At 54.5% G+C, this 23,880-nt stretch carries 16 protein-coding genes; 6 read left to right on the top strand and 10 right to left on the bottom strand.

The annotated features are described in order from the left end of the window. Positions 1-89 precede the first annotated feature (89 nt). Positions 90-545, bottom strand: a complete 456-nt coding sequence (locus PGS10_RS16695) for a GNAT family N-acetyltransferase (protein ID WP_045376845.1) — start codon at positions 543-545, stop codon at positions 90-92. A gap of 227 nt (positions 546-772) precedes the next feature. On the opposite strand from PGS10_RS16695, the gene PGS10_RS16690 reads away from it, so the two are divergent. Together PGS10_RS16690 and eco are read left to right on the top strand one after the other, a co-directional pair. After that, entirely contained in the window at positions 773-1,882 is a 1,110-nt protein-coding gene (locus PGS10_RS16690) for an AI-2E family transporter (protein ID WP_045391382.1), read from the top strand. Between the two features lie 129 nt (positions 1,883-2,011). After that, positions 2,012-2,503: a serine protease inhibitor ecotin gene (gene eco, locus PGS10_RS16685; RefSeq protein WP_045391384.1), complete on the top strand. Its 492-nt coding sequence runs from the start codon at positions 2,012-2,014 to the stop codon at positions 2,501-2,503. A gap of 46 nt (positions 2,504-2,549) precedes the next feature. On the opposite strand, the gene mqo is transcribed toward eco, so the two are convergent. Beyond that, positions 2,550-4,184 carry a malate dehydrogenase (quinone) gene (mqo, locus tag PGS10_RS16680; protein WP_316423273.1) on the bottom strand — a complete coding sequence of 545 codons (1,635 nt, stop codon included), beginning with the start codon at positions 4,182-4,184 and terminating at the stop codon, positions 2,550-2,552. Between the two features lie 278 nt (positions 4,185-4,462). Between mqo and PGS10_RS16675 the strand changes: the two genes are divergently transcribed. Continuing rightward, positions 4,463-5,671, top strand: a complete 1,209-nt coding sequence (locus PGS10_RS16675) for a SulP family inorganic anion transporter (protein WP_213797438.1) — start codon at positions 4,463-4,465, stop codon at positions 5,669-5,671. On the opposite strand, the gene mgtE is transcribed toward PGS10_RS16675, so the two are convergent. From mgtE to PGS10_RS16645, 6 genes are all read right to left on the bottom strand, one after another. Continuing rightward, the gene (gene mgtE, locus PGS10_RS16670) at positions 5,634-7,070 is read right to left on the bottom strand and encodes a magnesium transporter (protein WP_045391390.1); all 1,437 of its coding nucleotides are present in this window, start codon (positions 7,068-7,070) and stop codon (positions 5,634-5,636) included. The two genes, PGS10_RS16675 and mgtE, sit on opposite strands and share 38 nt — an antisense overlap. Before the next feature lie 164 nt (positions 7,071-7,234). Beyond that, positions 7,235-8,878: a multidrug ABC transporter permease/ATP-binding protein gene (locus PGS10_RS16665; RefSeq protein WP_047043236.1), complete on the bottom strand. Its 1,644-nt coding sequence runs from the start codon at positions 8,876-8,878 to the stop codon at positions 7,235-7,237. 68 nt (positions 8,879-8,946) lie between these two features. After that, on the bottom strand, positions 8,947-9,606 hold the full coding sequence (gene alkB, locus PGS10_RS16660; protein ID WP_045391394.1) for a DNA oxidative demethylase AlkB: 660 nt from the start codon (positions 9,604-9,606) through the stop codon (positions 8,947-8,949). After that, a complete protein-coding gene (gene ada, locus PGS10_RS16655) occupies positions 9,606-10,676 on the bottom strand; it encodes a bifunctional DNA-binding transcriptional regulator/O6-methylguanine-DNA methyltransferase Ada (protein ID WP_045391396.1) in 1,071 nt (356 codons plus the stop codon). The genes alkB and ada overlap by 1 nt, the downstream gene beginning before the upstream one ends. A gap of 72 nt (positions 10,677-10,748) precedes the next feature. Continuing rightward, positions 10,749-11,801: an FAD:protein FMN transferase ApbE gene (gene apbE / locus PGS10_RS16650; RefSeq protein ID WP_316423272.1), complete on the bottom strand. Its 1,053-nt coding sequence runs from the start codon at positions 11,799-11,801 to the stop codon at positions 10,749-10,751. Positions 11,802-11,904: 103 nt separating this feature from the next. Then, the gene (locus PGS10_RS16645) at positions 11,905-13,017 is read right to left on the bottom strand and encodes a porin OmpC (RefSeq protein WP_045391399.1); all 1,113 of its coding nucleotides are present in this window, start codon (positions 13,015-13,017) and stop codon (positions 11,905-11,907) included. Between the two features lie 771 nt (positions 13,018-13,788). On the opposite strand from PGS10_RS16645, the gene rcsD reads away from it, so the two are divergent. Beyond that, entirely contained in the window at positions 13,789-16,446 is a 2,658-nt protein-coding gene (gene rcsD / locus PGS10_RS16640) for a phosphotransferase RcsD (RefSeq protein WP_316423271.1), read from the top strand. A 16-nt stretch (positions 16,447-16,462) separates the two neighbouring features. Continuing rightward, entirely contained in the window at positions 16,463-17,113 is a 651-nt protein-coding gene (rcsB, locus tag PGS10_RS16635; protein ID WP_015365624.1) for a response regulator transcription factor RcsB, read from the top strand. Positions 17,114-17,225: 112 nt separating this feature from the next. Here rcsB and rcsC read toward each other — a convergent pair whose 3' ends face one another. Then, entirely contained in the window at positions 17,226-20,078 is a 2,853-nt protein-coding gene (rcsC, locus tag PGS10_RS16630) for a two-component system sensor histidine kinase RcsC (RefSeq protein ID WP_049061095.1), read from the bottom strand. Positions 20,079-20,209: 131 nt separating this feature from the next. Continuing rightward, complete coding sequence (gene gyrA, locus PGS10_RS16625) at positions 20,210-22,843, bottom strand: DNA topoisomerase (ATP-hydrolyzing) subunit A (RefSeq protein ID WP_045391405.1); 2,634 nt, start codon at positions 22,841-22,843, stop codon at positions 20,210-20,212. A gap of 146 nt (positions 22,844-22,989) precedes the next feature. Here gyrA and ubiG point away from each other — a divergent pair, with 146 nt between their 5' ends. Continuing rightward, positions 22,990-23,718: a bifunctional 2-polyprenyl-6-hydroxyphenol methylase/3-demethylubiquinol 3-O-methyltransferase UbiG gene (ubiG, locus tag PGS10_RS16620; protein WP_045391407.1), complete on the top strand. Its 729-nt coding sequence runs from the start codon at positions 22,990-22,992 to the stop codon at positions 23,716-23,718. Positions 23,719-23,880 lie beyond the last annotated feature (162 nt).

The raw sequence follows: 23,880 nt of genomic DNA, 5'->3' as shown, positions 1-23,880 counted from the left end.
ATTTCCTGCACGCCCGCTTCGCGTCAAGAGTAGATACATCAGGAAACAAGCCAACAAGCACCTGAATATGAGTGTTTGCCAGACAGATTTTATCCCTTGGTATAAATATCAGGCCTGGTAATAGTCCAGGCGTAGTTTTCCTGGTTTACTGGCTGGTAGCCGAACTTTTCGTAAAGCCAGGGCGCGGTGGTGGTGAATAACATAATTCTGCGAAGCTGTTCAAATAAAGGATGATTATGCAAACATTCCATCATCCACCTTCCAAGCCCTTCTCCCTGATATTCTTCGAGCACATACACATCACAAAGATAGGCAAATGTAGCAAAATCCGTAATCAGGCGAGCGAAGCCTATCTGAGTATCATGATGATAAATGCCAAAATTAAGGCTGTTTTCAATTGATGTAGCGACAGTGTCAAGATTGATACCCTTGGCCCAGGTCGACCTTGTCAGATACCGATGGATAGCCTTAACATCCAGTTTTTCTCTGTCTGTACTGACCAGGTAGCTATTCTTGCGCCACTCGTAGATCTCGGAAATATTCACTTTCGGCCATACCTCAAATAGTTAGATAAACCCAAGCCTATCACCTGACGAAAAAATGTATGATTTAAATTGCACGGACGGATCGCCACACATGATCATGTCGTCTTGTAGCACATCTTTTTAATGTTTGTACTCCCCTTCCCGCTAAGACTGCGATTATCCTGATGGCAAATTGTTAAATTCCATCTATTATTCGACTGTATTCGTTATCATCTGGAGCGGACCCAATGAGAGTTAAAGGACTTCCCAAAGGATTTTTTATCCTTATTTTACTGATCGTTACCCTGGCCTTTTTTGACGTACTCTCCCCTTACTATTCCGCTATCCTGTGGGCCGCAATCCTGGCGGTGATATTTAATCCGATAAAAAACAATATCCGTACGCGCATCGGTGAACGCAACGGCATCGCGGCGCTCCTGACCGTCGTCATTATCTGTCTTATTGTTTTCACCCCGTTGGCGATTATCATTTCGTCGCTAGCCTTCGAGCTGAACGTGGTCTACACCAAGCTACAGCATAATGACACCCAGTTTCCGACGGTGGTCGCCAACCTGTTTGCCCATCTCCCGAGCTGGGCCAGAAGTTTCCTCTCAGAGCACAATCTCGATAGCGCGGAACAGATTCAGCAGCAACTATCCGATGCCGCCCTGAAAGGCGGACAATATCTGGCCGGTAGCGCCTTCCTGATCGGTAAAGGGACGTTCGGCTTTACCGTCAGCTTCGGCATTATGTTATATCTGCTGTTCTTCTTGCTGAAAGATGGCCCTTATCTGGTGCTGTTAATCCTCGAATCTTTGCCGCTATCCAATTATGTCAAACAGCACCTGTTTGCCAAATTCGCCGCCGTCGCGCGGGCGACGGTTAAAGGTACCGTCGCCGTCGCGCTGGCACAGGGGGCGCTCGGCGGCTTTGCATTCTGGATCGTCGGTCTTGATGGCAGCATTCTATGGGGCGCTTTAATGGCCTTTCTGTCGCTCATCCCGGCGGTGGGCTCCGCCATTATCTGGGTGCCGGCGGCGATTTATCTGTTCGCCACCGGGCAATTGTGGCAAGGGGCGTTTATTGTCGGTTTCTTCGTCATTGTCATCGGCCTGGTGGATAACATTCTGCGTCCGCTGCTGGTGGGAAAAGATACCAAAATGCCGGATTACCTGATCCTGATTGCCACTCTTGGCGGCATGGAAATCTACGGTATCAACGGTTTCGTCATTGGCCCGCTGATTGCCGCCTTGTTTATTGCCTGCTGGAACCTGTTATCGGGGCGTGAACACGCCGGGAACGCCGACTTACTGGACGAAGAGTTTATTGAAGAAGCCAAAAACAGCCGCGATGAATAGCTGGCGCACGCTTCACTTTACTAGTGCATTTCACTATTCATATTGAAAATAATGGTAAATAACTCTTACCATTCAGGGCAATGATGTTAGTCTGTATTGGTTAGTAACGATAATAAAGGATGATCAACCGTGAAAAAAATCGCTACGCTTGCTGTTTCTCTGCTGGCCGTTGCCTGTGTTTCCACCAGCGCGTTAGCCGCTGAGCAGCCGTTGGAGAAAGTCGCCCCCTATCCGAAAGCGGAAAAAGGGATGAAGCGTCAGGTGATTCAGCTGCCGCAGCAGCAGGATGAATCCGCGTTAAAAGTTGAACTGATGATTGGCCAGACGCTGGAAGTCGACTGCAACCATCACCGCCTCGGCGGTCAACTGGAAAGCAAAACGCTGGAAGGCTGGGGCTATGACTACTATGTCTTTGATAAGCTGACGTCCCCGGTTTCCACCATGATGGCCTGCCCGGACGGTAAGAAAGAGAAGAAATTTGTTACCGCGGGTCTCGGCGATGCAGCCATGCTGCGCTACAACAGCAAGCTGCCGATCGTGGTTTATACTCCGGCCAACGTTGAAGTGAAATACCGCATCTGGAAAGCCGAAGAAACTATCGGTAATGCCGTGGAGCGTTAATCGCCAGCGGTAATACAAAACGGCAGCCCTCGGGCTGCCGTTTTTGTTATAGCGCGATATCCGCCATCGGTTTGCCGCCGGTCAGCGGCTTGAGTTCAGCCTGCGGCACGTCGTCTGCCGCGGTCGTCGGCTCGTAGTGTAGCCCCAGCACTTCACTGGTCCACGCCAGCGCCTGCTCAATAGCGGCCGGATTACCATCCAGACGCATGCCGTAGCTCGGCACGATCTCTTTCATCTTCGCCTGCCAGGCCGGCGTCTGTACTTTGTCTTTGAAGACTTTCTCCAACAGCTGCACCATGATCGGCGCCGCCGTCGACGCGCCAGGAGAAGCGCCCAGCAGAGCAGCTACGGTGCCTTCATCATCGCACACCACTTCGGTGCCAAGGCGCAACACGCCGCCCATCTTCTTATCACGCTTGATAATCTGTACACGCTGGCCGGCCTGCCACAGGCGCCAGTCTTCTTTGCGCGCCTCCGGGTAGTACTCGCACAGCGCGGCATGACGATCTTTATCTTTCTGCAATACCTGGCTAATCAGATATTTCACCAGGTCAAAGTTATCCATCCCGACGTTAAGCATCGGCAGAATATTCGAGGTATTGGTCGACGCCAGCAGATCCCAAAGGGAGCCGTTTTTCAGGAAGCGGGTCGAGAAGGTCGCGAACGGCCCGAACAGCACCACGCGTTTGCCGTCGATAATACGGGTGTCGATATGCGGCACCGACATCGGCGGCGCGCCAACTTCCGCCTGGCCATAGACTTTCGCCAGGTGATGATTAACCACTTCCGGGTTCTCACACACCAGGAACTGTCCGCCAACCGGGAAGCCCGCATACTCTTTCGCCTGCGGAATGCCGGTTTCCTGCAGCAGCGTCAGGGCAGCGCCGCCCGCGCCAATAAAGATGAATTTGGTTTTGATCGTCCGCTTCTGGTGACGATTGTTGGCATCCGCCAGCGTCACCGTCCAGCTGTTGTCCGCATTGCGCTTAAAGCGGCGAACGACGGTACCCAACTGGAGAGAGAAGTTATCATGCGTCTGTAGCCCGGCGATCAGCTGGCGAGTGATCTCGCCGTAGTTAACGTCGGTACCCATTTCGGTACGCGTTGCCGCGACTTTTTGCTGCGGATCGCGCCCTTCCATCACCAGCGGCGCCCACTCTTTGATCTGCTGATGATCTTCAGAATAACGAATACCGCGGAACAGTTCGCTCTGCTGCAGCGCCGCGTAGCGCGCGCGCAGGAAGTTAACGTTGTCTTCGCCCCACACAAAGCTCATGTGCGGCACGCTGTTAATAAAGGATTTCGGCTTAGTCAGGATGCCGCGGGTCACCTGGTGGGCCCAAAACTGACGAGAAATATGGAAGGACTCATTGATATCGACCGCTTTGTCGATATTGATCCCATTGGCGGTTTGCGGCGTGTAGTTGAGCTCCATCAACGCCGCATGGCCGGTACCCGCATTGTTCCAGCCGTTCGAGCTTTCCTCGGCAACGCTGGTCATCTGCTCGACCACGGTAATAGACCAATCCGGCTCCAGTTCCTGCAGCCAGGTTCCCAACGTGGCGCTCATGATACCGCCGCCAATCAACAATACATCCGTCTCTTGCTCATGGCGGGTGTTGGTCCGATTTGTATTGGAACCAACCGCCTGTGAGCTGGGTACGGCCATCTTTTTCTTCATCGGATTTGAGCCTTACTTTTACTCGCTTTTTTTATTTAGCGCAGGTGAAACGATTCTCGGGATCAAAGGTACCACCTGTACTCAAAAATTTAAATATTGTTTAAATTTTAAGTTGAGTTTTGAGATCTGTTATAAAAATGTTTAATAAATGTGTACACAAAATCACTTTTTGTACTGGTATGATGGCCCTTTCCGCGCTATCATCTCCCGTTCTGTGATGGAGCGCACGCCAACGGCGGCTTGTCTTCATTCAAATTTTTTATCATCCGCGAACTTTTATGCCCTCAACTTCCCGCACTCTCTCACCGGCGTTGATAACACGCGAGACCCTCGCTGGCGTGCTAACTGCCCTGGCGTTAATCCCTGAAGTCATTTCATTTTCGGTCATTGCCGGCGTGGACCCGCAGGTCAGCCTGATTGCTTCAGTGGTGCTCTGTCTGGCGATGTCGGTTCTCGGCGGGCGTCCGGCGATGGTGACGGCGGCGGCAGGTTCTGTCGCCCTGGTAATTGGCCCGATGGTACATCAGCATGGCGTAGGGTATATTCTGCCTGCTGTCATTCTGGCTGGTATTATTCAAATTTTGTTTGGGGTATGCGGTATGGCGCGGTTAATGCGCTTTATCCCGCCAGCGGTGATGACCGGTTTTGTTAATGCGCTCGGCATTCTTATTTTTTTCGCCCAGGTTCCCCATTTCTGGAGCAGGCAGCCGCTCATCGTTGGCCTGTTCGTTCTGACGCTGCTCATCGTGCTGTGGGCGCCGCGTTTTATCAAAGCCGTGCCGGCGCCGCTTATTGCTATCGTCCTCCTTACCGCTTATACCGTCACCAGCGGACAGTTGCTGCCGACCGTGGGTGATGAAGGCGCCATGGGCGGCGGTCTGCCGGGCTTCAACGCGCTGGCGGTGCCGCTGGATTTAAGCACCTTGAAAATTATCTGGCCCTGCGCCCTGAGTATCGCCTTTGTCGGCCTGATGGAATCGCTGTTGACGGCAAAGCTGGTTGACGATCTCACCCATACGCCGTCAAATAAGTCGCGTGAGAGCGCAGGACTGGGGGTCGCCAATATCCTCGCGGGCTGCTATGGCGGCATCGCCGGGTGCGCGATGATCGGCCAGACTATCGTTAACGTGGAAATGGGCAAGGCGCGTAGCCGCCTATCGACGATAGTGGCCGGTCTGGTACTGCTGCTTCTGGTGACGGCGCTTAGCCAGGTGATGGCCAAAATTCCAATGGCGGTGCTGGCCGGGGTCATGGTGATCGTGGCGGTGAAAACCTTCAGCTGGCAGAGTATTCGCCCAACCGCGCTGGCGCGCAATCCGTGGCCGGAAACGGTAGTCATGGCGGCAACCGTCGTCGTGACGGTCACGACCAGTAATCTGGCGATCGGCGTACTGGCGGGGCTTATCGCAATGGCGCTCATCCCTCGCCGCCTGCGCGTAAAAGCGCAGCTTACATCAGAAACAGCGTCGCCAGACCAAGGAAAATAAAGAACCCGCCGGTGTCGGTAATCGCGGTGATCATCACGCTGGAGCCGACCGCCGGATCGCGCCCCAGCTTGACCATCACCATCGGGATGATAACCCCCATCATCGCCGCCATCAGCAGATTGAGCATCATCGCCAACGTCATCACCCCGCCAAGCTGCGGGTCATCGTATAACCACCAGGTGATAGCCCCCATAATTCCGCCCCATACGAGGCCATTAATCAGCGCCACCCCCATCTCGCGCAGGATCAGGAAGGTAAAACTTCCCGGCTGGATCTTTTGCAGCGCCATCGCACGGACGATCATGGTGATCGTCTGATTGCCGGTATTTCCGCCTATCCCGGCGACGATCGGCATCAGCGAGGCCAGGGCCACCAGTTGAGAAATGGTATGTTCAAAGCCATCGATCACCCGTGAAGCGATAAACGCCGTACAGAGGTTCACCGCCAGCCACGCCCAGCGGGTTTTCACCGCTTTGCTTACCGGCGCAAAAACATCATCATCTTCGCTCAGACCGCCCATCCGGCGCAGATCGTTATCGGTCTCTTCGTACACCACATCGACGATTTCATCGATGGTCAAACGCCCCATCAGCTTGCCGTCGGCATCAATCACCGCAGCACTCAGTAAGTCATCACGTTCGAAGGTACGCGCCACTTTCTCCGCCTCTTCCTGCGGCTGGAAAGTCACCGGATCGCCTTCCATCACCTCGCCAACGCGCTTTTGCGCATCGTTGAGCAGAATAGTCTGCAGCTCCAGCTCGCCGAGCAGCAGTTTATTGCGCGTGGTGACGAACAGTTTATCGGTGTTTTCCGGCATTTTGCCCAACCGGCGCAGATAGCGCTGTACCGCCGCCAGAGTGGCTTCCGGGCGAACGGTAATCACCTCAAACTCCATGATCGCGCCGACGGTGTTATCGGCGTAGCGCATCATCTGGCGAATGCGCGCGCGTTTATCCGGCGGCAGCGTCGCCAGCAGGCGGCCGGTTAAGTCGCGCGGCAGGTGCTGCAACAGGTAAACCTGTTCATCAATATCCAGCGATTGCAGGGCAAATATCAGGTCGTGGTCGCTCATCTTGTCGATGAGATCGCCCCATACGCTCTCTGACGCCTCCAGCAGCACTTCGCCGCGCTTGTCATCGGCAACCAGCCCCCACAGCGCGGTACGCGCGTCATAAGGCAGCGCTTCCAGGGCATCGGCGAGATCCGGCGGCGGCAGATGCGACACCAGCACTTCCACTTCCGCCAGGTCATCGGCCAGCGTCCCTTCATCATAGCGCTCCGCGAGGGTGAGTTTCCCCAGCAGCGCGGAGGTGACGGCTTTATCAGTGCTCAATAGCCAAATCAGGCGGGCGCGTTCTTCATCGCGTAATCGGGCGCTTTTTTTATGCAAAACGGACATCGCTCAGGCAATCCTTGTGAGAATAGAAGTCGACCTGCATGGCCGCAGCCATAAGCATAGCGCGAGGAGGGGGAAATAATAACCGCCAGCAATTTATCTGCTGTAAAAACCAGCAATATGTCCCGAACGGACGAAAACGCCCGATCGGGTAACCAGCAAAAACGTTAAGCAGTACGTGCTACCGCGTCGCGGGTCGCCAGTTCGCGCTCAACGCCGGTGAGCTCGCTCAGCTTGCCGCTGCGCATCTCCAGCAGGCGATCGGCATGCTGGAAATAGTGATCATCGTGGCTGATGGCAAACACGGTTTTCCCCATTTGCTGCATCAGCGGCAATAGCACCTGATAAAACTCGCGCCGGAAATGCGGATCCTGATCCGCGGCCCACTCATCGAGCAAAATGATATCGCGCTCTTCGGCCAGCGCCAGCAGCAGCGCCACACGCTTTTTCTGCCCTTTAGACAGCTTCAGATCGAGGATTTTCCCCTCTTCCAGCTGCAGCTTGTGGTCCATCTTCAGATACGCCAGCCACTTCGCGACCAGCGCCGGATCGGCGCGTTCGCCTTTTGGCCCTAACAGACGATCAAATAGCCAGACATCGGTAAATACCGCCGAGAATAGCTTGCGGTAATCTTCTGGTTTTTCCGTCGCCAGAGGTTGACCATCGAGCAGGATCTGCCCGGAGAGCGGTTGATACAGCCCGGTCAGCAGCATCGCCAGCGTCGACTTGCCGCTGCCATTGCCGCCAATCAGAAACACCAGTTCGCCGCGTTTGAGAGTCAGATTAATCGGCCCGACGGCAAAACTGTTATCCGGGTAGCGGAACGAGACATCGCGCAGCTCCAGAGTCTGCCAGTGCGGATGCGCCTGCGGCTCGGGGAAACCGGGGCGGTAAGGCGCCAGCGCGAACTGATGCAGTTTATTGAATGCCACCTGGGCGCTGAGCAAGGTCGGCAGCGCCCCCACTGCCGACAGCAGCGGCGTACGCAGGAATAGCAGCGTCAGGGAATAGGTCGCCGCCACCGCGGTATTGGCCCACCCGAGGCCATTAGCCATCCAGAACACCAGACCGATGGCGCCAAGCATCATGATATTCGACCAGTTCACCGCGCTCAGGTGGAACGTATCGGCGCGAATGATGTGGTGGCGATAATCGCGGGCATCCGGCAGATACAGCTGATTAAAAACATATTCGGCGCGTTCGCGGTTCAGCGTCAGCTCTTTGCGCCCTTCCAGCACCGTCTGATAATCATGATACAGCTTATCTTCGGTCTCGCGCAGCGTCGCCATATGCTTATAGACGCGCGCCACCAACACAAAGCCGCCCCAGATGGTGACCGCCATCCAGACCGCGGTCACCAGCATCATTTTACCTGACAGAAAAGCCAGGTAGGCGGCGGACCCGAAGGTCAGGATAATCCCCTGCACCAGCTCCGGCAGGCGCACAAAGGCGATGGTAATGTTACGCACGTCGCTGGTTAAGCCCGCCAGCAGCGAAGCGCTGCCGATTTTTTCGATCTTTTCGATTTGGGTGTCGAGAATGCGTTTTATAAATTCGCCGCGCAGGCGATAGACGAAATGGTGGCCAAGGGTGGTTAACGCCAGCTGCGAGCCGAGCGTGACCGCCATCAACAGCAGCAGCAGGCCGAGAAACTCCGGCAGCACGGTGAGCGAGGTATCCACAAGGGAAATCAGGCGCAGGTTAATAAAGGCGATAAGCCCGATACCCAGCGCCGCGCTGAGCAAACTCAGCGCCATGACGGCAATGAACGGCCAGCGGTACTGGCGCCAAACAAGAACAAGTAATTCCATAAGCTACGATCCGGACAAGCAAACAGCCAGCAGTTTAAACGGCTTGCCGACGACAGCAAGAATAATTCTTATTTTTGTTTTTGCCGGCCTCCCGCGAGGCGAAACGTGAGGTTATAACGACAGGCGCCGGTCAGCGGGTGCTCCCCCGGTTTAAGCGGCTGGATGCCGTGGTAAAAGAGCCGTGATTCGCCGCCCCAAACCACCACATCGCCATGCTCCAGCAGCAGCCGACGCAGCGGATCGTTACGTTTCAGCCCGCCAAACTGAAACACTGCCGGCAGTCCCAGCGACACCGAAACGATAGGCGCACGCAAATCCCGCTCGTCTTTATCCTGATGCAGCGACAGCTTCGCGCCCGGCTGGTAGCGGTTAATCAGACAGGCGTCCGGGGAGAAATGCGCATAGCCCGCCTCCTGCGCTGCCTCCGCCGCCAGTTGCTGAAAGAGCGGCGGCATCGGCGGCCAATGTTCGCCGGTCAACGGATCGCCCGGCGCATAGAGATAGCCGTGCATATCGGTCGTCCAGCCGAGTTGGCCACAGTTGGTCATAGCCACCGACATGGTATAACCACCGGGGGTCACCATCTGGCGGAACGGAGAAGCGCTGGCCACTCCGGCGATGGCCTGCAGCAGCGCCGGCGCGCGCTGAACGGCAAAACGGCGTAACATCATCGCCCCGGGGGCCAGCGGCTCCTGCCAGGGTGGCGTATCGGCAAACAGATCGAGCATTATTTCTCCCGTATTTTTGCTTCGCGCGCCAGCAGCAGCGCTTTGCGTTCGCTGCCCCAACGATAGCCGGAAAGCGCCCCGCCCTCACGTACTACTCGATGGCAAGGAATGACTATCGCCAGTTTATTAGCCGCACAGGCCCCGGCAACCGCTCTGACCGCACGCGGTTGACCAATGCTGTGCGCCACCTCGCGGTAGCTGCGGGTTTCGCCTGGCGGGATCTGGCGCAAGGCTTGCCACACCCGTTGCTGGAAAGCGGTACCGCGAATATCCAGCGGCAAATTCACCGCCTGCTGCGGATTATCCAGATGGGCAACCACCTGCGCCACGCGTTCGGTAAACGTGTCATCACCCGGCTGTAATTGGGCGCCGGGAAACAAGCTCGCCAGCTGCGCATATAACGCCTTATCGTCATCGCCCAGCAACACGGCGCATACGCCACGTTCGCTGAACGCCACCAGGCACCGGCCAGAGGCGCTATCGCTGCAAACCCAGCGAATCACCACATCTTCGCCGCCGCGTTTAAACTGGCGGGCGGTCATGCCCAGCGTCTCGTTTGCCTGGCGATAATAGCTGGCGGAATCAGGGAAACCGGCGGCTAATGCCGCGCGGGTGACATTCTCGCCCTGGCTTAATGCTTCGCGTAGACGCCGCGCGCGCCACGCCTGCTGCCAGGCCTTGGGCGTAAGCCCGGTGACGGATTTAAAAATACGATGGAAGTGAAACGGGCTGACCGCCAGCTGCTGCGCCAGCGCCTCAAGGGTGATTGGCGCCTCTTGTTCCAGCAGGCGACAGGCGGCGGCCACCTTCTCGACCCGCTGTTGGTCGGGGTCGAGATTATCCGGCCGACAGCGTTTACAGGGGCGATATCCGGCGGCCTTTGCCGCTTCGACATCAGAATAAAAGCGGACATTCTCCCGTAGCGCGCGCCGTGAACGGCACGAGGGACGGCAGCAGACGCCGGTGGTCAACACGGCGAAGACAAACTGCCCGTCGGCGCTGGCGTCACGTTCGCAGACCGCCTGCCAGCGGCGGTCATCGTTAGTCATATCGGCAATCATCGGTTTCATAGCGGGCTCCTGCTGTAAGTGTATCCTTACTTTGCGCCTTGCTCCGATCTAAAAAACTGCGCTTCTTGCTTTTTAATTCTGCTCGCCGACCAGGAAGGTGCGGAACTGCGGCGACATCCAGGTCTTAAAGCCGTCGCCCTCTTTGACAATCATATAGACCGCCAGCCCCTGCTCGTGTGCCACCTGTTGGGCTTTTTCCGGCCCTAATACCATCAGCCCGGTATCCCAACCGTCGGCTTCCAGCGCCGTCGGCGCAATCACCGTCACCGAAACCAGCTTATGGTTGATGGGGTGCCCGGTTTGCGGATCGATAACGTGAGAAATACGTTTGCCGTCCAGCTCGTAGTAGTTGCGATAGCTGCCGGAGGTGCTGATGCCGTGGCCGTTGATATCGACTATCGCCTGGACGGCGTTTTCGCGGTCGGTTGGTTTTTGAATCGCCACTCGCCAGGGTTTATCGTCGCCGTTCATCCCGCGGCTGACCAGCGCGCCGCCAACCGATACCAGATAGCGGGCAATTCCTTCCTGCTCCATCAGCCGCGCCAGATGATCGGCGGCATAGCCCTCGCCGACCGTGGAAAGATCGACAAATAAATCGGCAATATCTTTTTGCAGATACTGTTGATCGGCGCGGTTAATCACCGTCAGATGCTGCAGCCCGGTACGCGCTTTTGCCGCCGCGATTTGCTGCGCCGTCGGCGTTTTTACCGGTTGCTTATCCGGGCCAAATCCCCATAGATTGACCAGCGGCCCGACGGTAACATCCATCGCTCCGGCGGTTTTTGCGCCAATACGCAGCGACAGAGTGACGATATCCGCCATCGCTTCGTTCACCGGCCACGGTTCGGTAGTGGCGGCATGATTGAAGCGCATCAGCGCGGAGTCGTTTTTCCAGGTCGAAAGCAGCAGATCGTCACCATCGAGCTGCGCCTGAACTTTATGGCGTAAATCTTCGGCTTTCGCCGGATCCAGCCCGACGACGCTAACGCGCCAATAGGTCCCCATCGTTTTGCCATCGAGCACGGTGGCGGCGGATTTTGGCGTGGCCGGGGAGGTCGCGGAATCACAGCCGGTAAGCAGAACGCAGAGGCCGATAAAGGCGGCGCGGAAAAAGGTGGTATCCATGAAAACGGGCTCCTGTTACAAAGGCAGCCAGAGTATACCAGCGAGGTTAAACCGGGCATAAAAAAAGGCGCCCACAGGCGCCTTTTTCAACACTTCAGCTTGCTTAGAACTGGTAAACCAGGCCCAGAGCAACGACGTTGTCGGTAGAGATACCGGCAGCGCGGGTGAAGTCGTTGTCGTCCAGCAGGTTGATTTTGTAATCAACGTAGGTGGACATGTTTTTGTTGAAGTAGTAGGTCGCGCCCAGGTCAACGTATTTCAGGATATCCTGGTCGCCATAGTTGATACCGGTGCCACGAATGGACAGGTCCTTACCTTTAGACTGCAGGTAAGCGATGGACGGACGCAGGCCGAAATCGAACTGGTACTGAGCAACCACTTCGAAGTTCTGCGCTTTGTCAGCAAAACCGATGTCGCCAGTGCGAGTTGCGTTGTAAGTCTGGGTGTACTGAGTCGCCAGGTATACGTTGTTAGCGTCGTATTTCAGGCCACCGGTATAGGTTTCAGCGTCGTCGCCGTGACCCATAACACCATTAACGTTCTGATCGTCAGTACGTTTAGAGTGGGAGTACGCGAAACCAGCGCTGATGCCGTCCCAGATATCATAAGTAACGGAGGTGCCGTAGCCTTCGCCGTTCTGTTTCTGGAAGCCGCGACCGTTGTTGGTCATGTCTTCACCGCTCGTGCTGCCGTTTTTACCCTGGTACTGCAGAGCAAAGTTCAGGCCGTCAACCAGACCGAAGAAGTCAGAGTTACGGTAGGTAGCAACGCCGTTAGCACGGGACTGCAGGAAGTTGTCGGAACCGTAGGTGTCGCCGCCGAATTCCGGCAGAACGTCGGTCCAGGAAGTCACGTCGTATACAACGCCGTAGTTACGACCGTAGTCGAAAGAACCCGCGTCGCCGAATTTCAGACCAGCGAATGCCAGACGGGTCCAGGACTGCTTGTCAGAACCTTCGGTGTTGTTAGCCTGAACGTTGTATTCCCACTGGCCGTAACCGGTCAGCTGGTCGTTGATCTGGGTTTCGCCTTTCACGCCGATACGCATGTAGGTCTGGTCGCCGTCTACGCTCTTGTCGTCAGAGAAGTAGTGCAGACCATCAATTTTACCGTACAGATCTAATTTGTTGCCGTCTTTGTTATAAATTTCAGCCGCATTTGCTGCGCCCGCTACCAGCAGTGCTGGTACCAGGAGGGACAGTACTTTAACTTTCATGTTATTAACCCTCTGTTTGTTATATGCCTTTTATTATTGCCACTGCTTACTGATTACCCTTCTAATCAGTCGGCTGTATTCATTGTGCTGCAAAATGCAGAATAATCCAACAAGAATATGATACGAAAACTTCTAAGGTGTTTCAAAATGCGCACAAGATGTTTCAATTTGTAAATATCAAGGAACTTTTCAGGCACGATAATGGTCGCCAAAATAAGCATCAAAAATCAAAAAAATAATATTTATCTTTAAAATCAAATTATTGAAAGCATGTAAATGTATAGCACTGAATGGTAAAACAAAATCTTCCCCGAAGACTAAAATAATCCTCGCTATCATCATTAACTTTATTTATTACCGTCATTCAGTTCTGAATGTCTGTTTACCCCTATTTCAACCGGATGCCTCGCATCCGGTTTTTTTTACCCTTCTTTACGTATCTTTAATTATGCTGTGCTATCGCATAAAAAAATAACGACTATTAATCAATCAATTCCGAATGAAAGTTAGCCTATTTCGCCAATTTCTTGTTTTTTCGTGCTATTTACCTGCAACAAATGCCAGTTAATTGTACAAGATCAATTCCACTGTACATATTCGTGGTCGCTATGGTTTTGAGACAAATCTCAGCATTAAAAGATCCCTCAGCGTCAATCTGTTGTATGGATTTCCCGTTTTAGCCTTTATACTTCCAGCCAGTATTCGTTGTGCTGCCCGTCACTATGGCGCAACATCTTGTTTACAAACACTACTGAGCAGCTCTGCTACGCGATGACCCAAAAAAAATTCTCCCTGATCCCAGGCAACATCACCCGCTTCTTCATTTTGATGGTTATCGTCTTGCTCGCGACGATGGGCGTGATGATCCAAAGCTCGGTCAATACGTGGCTAAAAGACAGAAGTTACCAGGTGGTTGATATCAGCCACGCGTTGCACAAACGCATCGATACCTGGCGTTACGCCACCTGGCAGATTTACGACAATATCGCAGCCACCAGTTCCAGTACTTCAAGCGATGGGCTGCAGGAAACCCGGCTAAAGCAGGATGTCTACTATCTGGAAAAGCCTCGGCGCAAAACCGAGGCGCTGATTTTCGGATCTCATGACAGCTCGACGCTTGAGATGACGCAGAAAATTTCTAATTACCTCGATATTCTATGGGGCGCGGAAACCATCCCCTGGTCGATGTATTATCTGAACGGGCTGGATAACAGCTTGATTCTGGTCTCGACCCTGCCGCTGAAAGATCTGTCTTCGAGTTTTAAAGAATCGACGATTAGCAGCGTGGTGGAATCCCGCCGCGCCGAAATGCTGCTGCAGGCAAATACGCTGGACGAACGGGAAACCTTTTCTTCGCTGCGCCATTTGACCTGGCAAAATGGCCACTACTTCACGCTGCGTACCACCTTTAACCAACCGGGCCACCTGGCAACGGTGGTGGCCTTCGATTTACCGATTAACGACCTCATCCCCCCGAGCATGTCGTTGGACAGCTTCCGTCTGGAGGCAGATCCGGCGCAGAATGCCGCCAACAGCCCTGATAAAGAAGCCGTTGATAACGTTAGCGTCAGCTTCAATGGCCTGCGTATTGAGATAACTACCGCCATCAATACCACCGGCATGCGGCTGGTGTGGGTCGTGCCGTTCAGCACTTTGCTGATGGAATCCCTGCAGAATATTTTACTGCCGCTGCTCCTCACCATTGGTCTGCTGGCATTAACCCTGTTTGGCTTTACCACATTCCGTCACTATAGCGGTCGCCGTAATCCTGGCAGCGTTAGCGCGGCCCCCGCCGCCAACAGCGAGCTTCGCGCTCAGCGCGCAATTAATGAAGAGATTGTCTCTTTGCTGCCGCTGGGCCTGTTGGTGCACGATCAGGAAGCCAATCGCACTATTATCAGCAACCCGATCGCCGATCATCTGTTGCCTCATCTGAACCTGCAGAACATCACCAACATGGCAGATCAGCATCAAGGGGTCATTCAGGCGACGATCAATAATGAACTTTATGAAATCCGCCAGTACCGTAGCCAGGTTGCTCCTCGCACGCAGATCCTGATTATTCGCGACCAGGACAGAGAAGTACTGGTGAACAAAAAGCTCAAACAGGCCCAGCGTCTGTATGAAAAAAATCAGCAGGGGCGTATCGCCTTTATGCAGAACATCGGCGCCGCGCTGAAAGAACCGGCGCAGGCGCTGGCGCATGAAGCGGCGGCCATCGGCATTAATGAGAGCCGTAAACTGGCGCAGCGCGCGGATGAACTGGTTCATCTGGTCGATGAGATTCAGTTGGCGAACTTACTGGAAAGCGACGCCTGGAAAACTACCCCCGGTTTATTCTCCATTCAGGGCTTAATAGATGAAGTGGTTCCTGAAGTCCTACCGATGGTAAAACGCAAGGGACTTCAGCTGTTAATCAATAACGCGCTGCCGGCCAACGAGCAGCGCTACGGCGATCGCGACGCGCTGCGCCGCACGCTATTACTGCTGATTCAGTACGCGATCACCACTACCTCTATCGGTAAAATCACCCTTGAGGTGAGCAAAGATGAATCTGCCGACGATCGGCTGACTTTCCGTATTCTTGATACCGGCAACGGCGTAAGCGCTAATGAAATCGATAATATGCACTTCCCGTTCCTTAACGAGACGCAAGCCGACCAGTACGGCAAGGCCAATGCCCTCACCTTCTGGTTATGCGACCGTTTAACCCGCAAGCTTGGCGGGCAGCTTAATATTAAGGCGCGAGAATCGCTCGGCACCCGCTACTCGCTACACCTTAAAATGGCGGCAAGCGAGGAAGAGAGCGACTCCGGCGAACACCTGTTAGACGATGTAGTCGTGATGATTGACATTACCGCCAATGAAGTACGCCGCATCGTGACGCGCCAGTTAGAGAGCTGGGGCGCAAGCTGCATCACCCCGGACGAAAGACTCGCAAGTCAAGAGTACGATCTCTTTTTAACTGATAATCCGTCTAATCTTACTGCTTCAGGCTTGCTTTTAAGCGATGATGAGGTTGGGATACGCAAAATTGGCCCTGGTCAGTTGAGCGTCAATTTTAATATCAGCACTGCCATGCAGGAAGCTATCCTGCAGCTGATTGAGCAGCAGCTGGCGCAAGAAGAGATTCAGCCCACCTCCACTGGAAATGAAGGGAATGCTGAACTCCATGCCAGCGGTTATTACGCGCTGTTTGCCGACACTGTTCCGGATGATGTTCAGAGATTGTATACTGAATTAACCATCAGCGATTTCGCTGCGCTGGCGCAGACCGCTCACCGCCTCAAAGGGGCGTTTGCGATGCTTAATCTGATACCCGGCAAGCAGTTATGTGAAGCGCTTGAGCATCTGATTCATGAAAGAGATGCTCAAGGTATAGAAAAATACATCAGCGACATTGACGGTTACGTCAAGAGCTTGCTGTAGCAAGGTAGCCTAATACATGAACAATATGAACGTAATTATTGCCGATGACCATCCGATCGTACTGTTCGGCATTCGTAAGTCACTTGAGCAGATCGAGTGGGTGAATGTTGTTGGCGAATTTGAAGATTCCACAGCTCTGATTAACAATCTTCCTAAACTTGACGCGCACGTCCTGATTACCGACTTGTCGATGCCTGGCGACAAATATGGCGATGGGATCACCCTGATCAAATACATCAAACGTCATTTTCCTGAACTGTCGATTATCGTTCTGACCATGAACAACAACCCGGCTATCCTCAGCGCAGTACTGGATCTCGATATTGAAGGGATCGTACTGAAGCAGGGTGCGCCGACCGATCTGCCGAAAGCGCTGGCCGCGCTGCAGAAAGGCAAAAAGTTTACTCCGGAAAGCGTCTCCCGCCTGCTGGAAAAAATCAGCGCCGGCGGTTATGGCGACAAACGCCTGTCGCCGAAAGAGAGTGAAGTTCTGCGTTTGTTCGCTGAAGGCTTCCTGGTCACCGAGATCGCCAAAAAGCTGAACCGCAGCATTAAAACCATCAGTAGCCAGAAGAAATCGGCAATGATGAAGCTGGGTGTCGAAAATGATATCGCACTGCTGAACTACCTCTCTTCCGTTTCTCTTACCTCAACGGATAAAGAGTAATTCACTTTTCCCGGATGGCGGCCAGCCGCCGTTTCCGGGCCATTCTGAAACTTTATTCCCGCCCCGGAGAGCATCGCGCGCCGGGGAGCTCTCAGCACCATTCCGTGCGGCCTCAGCTTGTTTTTCTGGCTTTACGTACCTGTGCGGCATAGGTGGCCAGCGTGTGCTTAAGGATATCCAGCGTCACCGGTTTTGACAGGCAGCTATCCATTCCCGATTCCAGACAACGCTGTTTTTCTTCCGCCAGCGCGTTAGCCGTCACGCCAATAACCGGCAACGTCATCTCCAGCTGACGGATCCGCTGCGTCAGACGGTAACCATCCATATTGGGCATGTTCACATCGCTGAGAACAATATCAATATGCTGTTTACTGAGGACGTTAAGCGCATCGATGCCATCATTGGCCGTTACGCATTGATAACCCAGCGAGCCAAGCTGATCGGCCAACAGGCGGCGGTTAATCGGATGATCGTCGACCACCAGAATCATCATGTCGTCATTGCTGGCCGTTGGCGCGTCATGGGCCGATAGCGCCGGACCATTCTCTTCCGCCGCCAGCGCCAGATGCAGCAGACGCCCCAGCAAGGGCAGGAGCTCATGCGGCGTGGTAACGCTATGTAGCCACTCTCCCGGCGCGCGCTCAACAGGAATGCCGATATGGCGGCGGCAGAAGATCACCGCAGCGCTTCCCGGCCAACCCTCATAGCCTTCATCATCGGTTAATAAAATATCGTCGGCGGCCGGCGTCTGACCAGCAAATTGACGTACCGTCAGGCCATGATATTGCAGCAGCGATTCGACAAAAAGCGCCAGTGACGTGTTATGAATCGCCAGCCAACAGGTGCTGTTGCTGTGCCGATCGGCCAGCAGCGGCGGCATCGGCTGCATGCCGTATAGCGGAATACGAATTGTGAAACGGCTTCCCATGCCGGGTTCAGTTTCCACGGCAATGTCGCCATCCATCATGCTGATAAGTTTTTCACAGATAGCCAGCCCCAAGCCGGTGCCCTGGAAATTACGCTGCACTCCGGTACCGACCTGGAAGAACGGGTCGAACAGGCGCACAACCTCTTTCGCCGGGATCCCCTCGCCGGTGTCACGTACGCTAATTTGCAGATAGTCGCCGGCGCGCTGGACGTGCAACACGATACAGCCGGTATCGGTAAATTTAATGGCGTTACTCAGCAGGTTGGAAATAACCTGCTGCAGACGCATCGGGTCGCCGATCATCGTTTGCGGGACATCCGGCTCGATGAAACAGTACAGCCCCAGCTGTTTGCGCACCACCAGCGGTAAATAGTTCGCCGAAATATGATTCATGACCTCGCGCGGCGAGAACTCTCGCGGTTCGATTTTTAGCTGCTCTGACTCAATCTTCGAGAAGTCGAGAATATCGCTGATAATCTTCAAGAGCAGGCTGGAGGAGTTATTCATCGCCGTCACCAGCCGATCGACTCCCTTCGGCAACGCTTTGGTCTGCAGCAGATCGAGGTTGCCAATAATGCCGTACAGCGGCGTACGCAACTCGTGGCTAACGGTGGCGAGGAACATCGATTTCGACTGGCTGGCCTGTTCCGCCGCCTGGGCCATCTCCTGCAGCGACTCTTCCATTTTCACACGGGCGGAAACATCCACCAGCACGCATATCGCTACGTTTTCATTACGATAGCGCGAGTGTACAAAGCTAATCTGCAGGTTGGTGTTGTTGCTGGTTAACACGTCGACGAAGTTGACCTGCTGGCCGCAGATAATCTGCGTGAGCCGCTGGCGGTCTTCGTGAGTCAGCATATTCAGATAGTTATGCGCCAGTTCGTTACTCAGTATGTTAGTGCCGTCCTGGGTACGCAGAATACAGATCCCTACCGGCGCGGAGGCGACGATTTTACGGTTGAACTGCTCATGCTCTTCCAGACGCTGGGCGTCGTTTTCCGCCGGAATAAATATCCGCCGTTCATACATGCGCGCCAGCGCGAACAGGATCGCGCCCGTCAGGATATTCAGCACGATAGCGTTGAGGATCAGCATCCTGATGCGCTCGAGCACCTGATCGACGGAAACCGAATAGACAATACTCAGCGATGACGGCAGCAGGCTCTTTTTCAGCACCAGTTCGCGGAAACCAGAGCTGTAGCCAAACCACATCCGCTCCTGCATCCAGCGGGTTTCCGGTTTAATACTGTTATCCGGCCCGGCAAGGGAAATGAGCTGCTGGCCGTTATCATCGAGGATCGTCACGCTCATCGGCAGGCTGCCTGGCGTAAAGAAGCTCTCCATGCGGATAGTCTGCTCGACGCCGAGCATCGCCTGCAGGCGGTTAGCCATATAGATTGGCGTCAGGGCATAGAAATAGCCGACGCCCGGACGCACGCCCTGGCTAATCCAGAACAGGTTATTGCCCCGCTCGTTTTGCGGCGCATCGCGATATTGTTCGATACGTTGATGCAGCACCTTCAGCGCCTGATCGCGCTCCAGCGGCATATCGCGCAGGCCGAAGTTAGCCATACAGAGGTTGTCGCTGCCAATTAAAAAGATACGGTTCAGGTCGTAGGCGGCGGAGAAATTATCGCGCCAGTAGCGCATGAACCACGCCAGCGATTGCAGCGAATTGCGCCAGGCGCCGCTCATTGCGCTGCAGTCGGAATCCGGATACAGCGGTTCAAAATTGGGGATAGTGATATTGCCGCTGTTGGCCAGCGCCGCGCTGCCCTCGCTCCCGGTCGCCGCGCGGTTGCCTGCGACGTACTTCAGCTCTTTAATGACATCCGCAGTCCGCTGGATATAGCGCTGCGCCTGGTCGGCGTTAAGATTCAGCTCCTGACGAATTTCCGATTCCCGTTCATGCAATGCGTTAACGATATAAAACACGGAGACAAAAGCAATCAGCATCCATAGCAGAACCGCCAGCGCTCTGAACAGATAACGAGAAACCTTTAAGGTCGTATGAAACGAGGCAAGATATTTCAATGGGGCAATGCTCGGTCGTCAGGGGCTCAACAGAATGGGGTTAAAGTAGCGGTAAATGGGCTCTGCCGCAATGTTAATGCAAAAAGGGCCGGGATAATACCCGGCCCTTTCAGAACATTTACCTGGGACGATTACTCTTCGTCTTCGGCGATGTCGTCGTCAGCATCGTTTTCCGGCGCGATATCATCATCGCCTTCCGCTACGCTGCCGTCGATGGCATCCAGTTCTTCGTCGTCAACCGGTTCAGCCACGCGCTGCAGGCCAACAACATTTTCATCTTCCGCGGTACGGATCAGAATCACGCCCTGAGTATTACGACCCACGATGCTCACTTCAGAAACGCGAGTACGCACCAGGGTGCCCGCATCGGTGATCATCATGATCTGGTCGCAATCATCGACCTGCACGGCGCCGACCACGGAACCGTTACGTTCGGTGACCTTAATAGAGATAACGCCCTGCGTCGCACGTGACTTGGTCGGATACTCTGCTGCCGCAGTACGCTTGCCGTAACCGTTTTGCGTCACGGTCAGGATAGCGCCTTCGCCGCGAGGAATAATCAGCGACACAACGCTATCTTCGCCCGCCAGCTTGATACCGCGTACGCCGGTTGCGGTACGCCCCATCGCGCGAACGGCGTCTTCTTTAAAGCGCACCACTTTACCAGCGGCGGAGAACAGCATCACTTCGTCCTGGCCAGAAGTCAGATCGACGCCGATCAGTTCGTCGCCTTCGTTCAGATTGACGGCAATGATACCGGCAGAACGCGGACGGCTGAACTCGGTCAATGCCGTTTTCTTCACGGTACCGCTGGCGGTCGCCATAAAGACGTTAACGCCCTCTTCGTACTCGCGAACCGGCAGGATAGCGGTGATACGCTCGTCAGCTTCCAGCGGCAGCAGGTTGACGATCGGCCGACCACGCGCGCCGCGGCTGGCTTCCGGCAGCTGATAAACCTTCATCCAGTACAAACGACCACGGCTGGAGAAGCAGAGGATCGTGTCATGGGTGTTGGCCACCAGCAGGCGGTCGATAAAGTCTTCTTCTTTAATACGCGCTGCCGATTTGCCTTTACCGCCACGACGCTGCGCTTCGTAGTCGGTTAATGGCTGATATTTCACATAGCCCTGGTGCGACAGGGTCACGACAACATCTTCCTGGTTGATCAGGTCTTCGATATTGATATCGGCGCTGTTGGCGGTGATTTCGGTACGACGCGCATCGCCAAACTGTTCTTTAACCAGCTCCAGCTCTTCGCGAATAACTTCCATCAGACGATCGGCGCTACCCAGAATGTGCAGCAGCTCGGCAATCTGATCCAGCAGCTCTTTGTACTCGTCGAGCAGTTTTTCATGCTCCAGACCGGTCAGTTTCTGCAGACGCAGATCCAGAATCGCCTGGGCCTGCTGTTCGGTCAGATAGTACTGGCCGTCACGCACGCCGAACTCTGGCTCCAGCCACTCCGGACGCGCGGCGTTATCGCCGGCGCGCTCCAGCATCGCGGAGACATTGCCCAGATCCCATGAACGCGCGATTAAACCCGCTTTTGCTTCCGCCGGCGTCGGCGCGCGGCGAATCAATTCGATAATCGGATCGATGTTAGCGAGCGCAATCGCCAGCGCTTCAAGGATATGCGCACGGTCGCGCGCTTTGCGCAGTTCGAAAATAGTACGACGAGTGACAACCTCGCGGCGGTGACGAACAAACGCCGCAATGATGTCTTTCAGGTTCATGATCTTCGGCTGACCGTGGTGCAGCGCAACCATGTTGATACCGAAAGAAACCTGCAGTTGGGTCTGGGAGTAGAGGTTGTTAAGAACCACTTCACCCACCGCGTCGCGTTTTACTTCGATAACGATACGCATACCGTCTTTGTCAGACTCGTCGCGCAGCGCGCTGATGCCTTCAACGCGTTTTTCTTTCACCAGCTCGGCGATTTTCTCAATCAGGCGCGCTTTGTTCACCTGATACGGAATTTCGTGCACGATGATGGTTTCACGACCGGTTTTCGCGTCAGCTTCGACTTCCGCGCGCGCGCGAATGTAAACTTTACCGCGACCGGTACGATAGGCCTCTTCAATACCGCGACGGCCGTTAATGATAGCGGCGGTCGGGAAGTCCGGGCCCGGAATGTGTTCCATCAGCCCTTCAATGCTGATGTCTTCGTTATCAACGTACGCCAGGCAGCCGTTGATCACTTCCGTCAGGTTATGCGGCGGAATGTTGGTCGCCATACCTACGGCGATACCGGAAGAACCGTTCACCAGCAGGTTAGGGATTTTTGTCGGCATGACGTCAGGGATTTTCTCCGTGCCGTCATAGTTGTCGACGAAATCAACCGTCTCTTTTTCGAGATCGGCCATCAGCTCATGAGCGATCTTCGACATACGGATTTCCGTATAACGCATCGCTGCGGCGGAGTCGCCATCGACAGAACCAAAGTTACCCTGGCCATCGACCAGCATATAACGCAAGGAGAACGGCTGCGCCATACGTACGATGGTGTCATAAACGGCGGTATCACCATGCGGGTGGTATTTACCGATTACGTCGCCAACGACACGGGCTGATTTTTTATAGGCTTTGTTCCAGTCATTGCCCAATACGTTCATGGCGTATAGTACGCGACGGTGTACCGGCTTCAGGCCATCTCGGACATCCGGCAGCGCACGGCCAACAATGACCGACATCGCATAATCCAGATACGAGCTTTTCAGCTCTTCCTCAATGTTGACCGGTGTAATTTCTCTCGCAAGGTCGCTCATCTAACCGCTATCCCTCTACTGTGTCCCGGATTCAAAGGTCGCAAATTATAACACAGCCGTCGTAATAGAGGTAAAGCAATACGGTTTATTCGTGGCAGTCTGCTGATATACTCGCAGGTCAGAACAGAAAAGGAGTAAAAGCGCCCATGAATGCCGAAAAACCGTCGGTGGCCCCCAACGTTGATCACAATGAAATCGCCAAATTTGAAGCCGTCGCCTCGCGCTGGTGGGATCTAGAAGGCGAGTTCAAACCGCTGCATCGCATCAACCCGTTGCGCCTTGGCTATATTGCCGAACGCTCCGGCGGCCTGTTCGGCAAAAAAGTGCTTGATGTCGGCTGCGGCGGCGGCATCCTCGCCGAAAGCATGGCGCGCGAAGGTGCGACAGTCACCGGTCTGGATATGGGCTTCGAGCCGCTGCAGGTCGCAAAACTGCACGCGCTGGAGAGCGGCGTTCAGGTGGAGTATGTGCAGGAGACCGTCGAAGAGCACGCGGCGAAGCACGCCCAACAGTACGACGTCGTCACCTGTATGGAGATGCTCGAGCACGTCCCTGATCCACAGTCGGTCGTGCATGCCTGCGCGCGACTGGTGAAGCCCGGCGGCCAGGTCTTCTTCTCGACCATTAACCGCAACGGCAAAGCCTGGCTGATGGCCGTGGTCGGCGCAGAATACGTGATGAAAATGGTGCCAAAAGGTACGCATGACGTTAAGAAGTTCATCAAGCCGGCGGAGCTCATCGGCTGGATCGATCAGACTTCTCTGAAAGAGCAGCACATTACCGGCCTGCATTACAATCCGCTCACTAATACCTTCAAGCTGGCGCCGGGGGTTGATGTTAACTATATGTTGCATACAACGGCGAAAAAAGCATAACGTCATACGTTTTTATGATGATGATTGCGCGGCATCAAGCTGCGCAATTTTCCCTTCCGACGAAGAAATCAGCACTCGATCAAATTTTGATTTTTTTTTCTGTTTTATTGACTTCTTCTCCAGGCCTTATACGGCGTGGACTTAGCGATTATTACGCCTGCG

Origin of the sequence: Klebsiella sp. 141153 (assembly GCF_032601995.1) — a bacterium.
Lineage (GTDB): Bacteria > Pseudomonadota > Gammaproteobacteria > Enterobacterales > Enterobacteriaceae > Klebsiella > Klebsiella aerogenes.
This window is presented reverse-complemented; position numbering and strand designations above follow the sequence as displayed.

Excerpts from the sequence above, each read along its gene's own strand:
- PGS10_RS16690 (WP_045391382.1), top strand. The coding sequence starts at position 773 with ATGAGAGTTAAAGGACTTCCCAAAGGATTTTTTATCCTTATTTTACTG.
- mqo (WP_316423273.1), bottom strand. The coding sequence starts at position 4,184 with ATGAAGAAAAAGATGGCCGTACCCAGCTCACAGGCGGTTGGTTCCAAT.
- PGS10_RS16675 (WP_213797438.1), top strand. The coding sequence starts at position 4,463 with ATGCCCTCAACTTCCCGCACTCTCTCACCGGCGTTGATAACACGCGAG.
- mgtE (WP_045391390.1), bottom strand. The coding sequence starts at position 7,070 with ATGTCCGTTTTGCATAAAAAAAGCGCCCGATTACGCGATGAAGAACGC.
- PGS10_RS16665 (WP_047043236.1), bottom strand. The coding sequence starts at position 8,878 with ATGGAATTACTTGTTCTTGTTTGGCGCCAGTACCGCTGGCCGTTCATT.
- alkB (WP_045391394.1), bottom strand. The coding sequence starts at position 9,606 with ATGCTCGATCTGTTTGCCGATACGCCACCCTGGCAGGAGCCGCTGGCC.
- ada (WP_045391396.1), bottom strand. The coding sequence starts at position 10,676 with ATGAAACCGATGATTGCCGATATGACTAACGATGACCGCCGCTGGCAG.
- apbE (WP_316423272.1), bottom strand. The coding sequence starts at position 11,801 with ATGGATACCACCTTTTTCCGCGCCGCCTTTATCGGCCTCTGCGTTCTG.
- PGS10_RS16645 (WP_045391399.1), bottom strand. The coding sequence starts at position 13,017 with ATGAAAGTTAAAGTACTGTCCCTCCTGGTACCAGCACTGCTGGTAGCG.
- rcsD (WP_316423271.1), top strand. The coding sequence starts at position 13,789 with ATGACCCAAAAAAAATTCTCCCTGATCCCAGGCAACATCACCCGCTTC.
- rcsB (WP_015365624.1), top strand. The coding sequence starts at position 16,463 with ATGAACAATATGAACGTAATTATTGCCGATGACCATCCGATCGTACTG.
- gyrA (WP_045391405.1), bottom strand. The coding sequence starts at position 22,843 with ATGAGCGACCTTGCGAGAGAAATTACACCGGTCAACATTGAGGAAGAG.
- ubiG (WP_045391407.1), top strand. The coding sequence starts at position 22,990 with ATGAATGCCGAAAAACCGTCGGTGGCCCCCAACGTTGATCACAATGAA.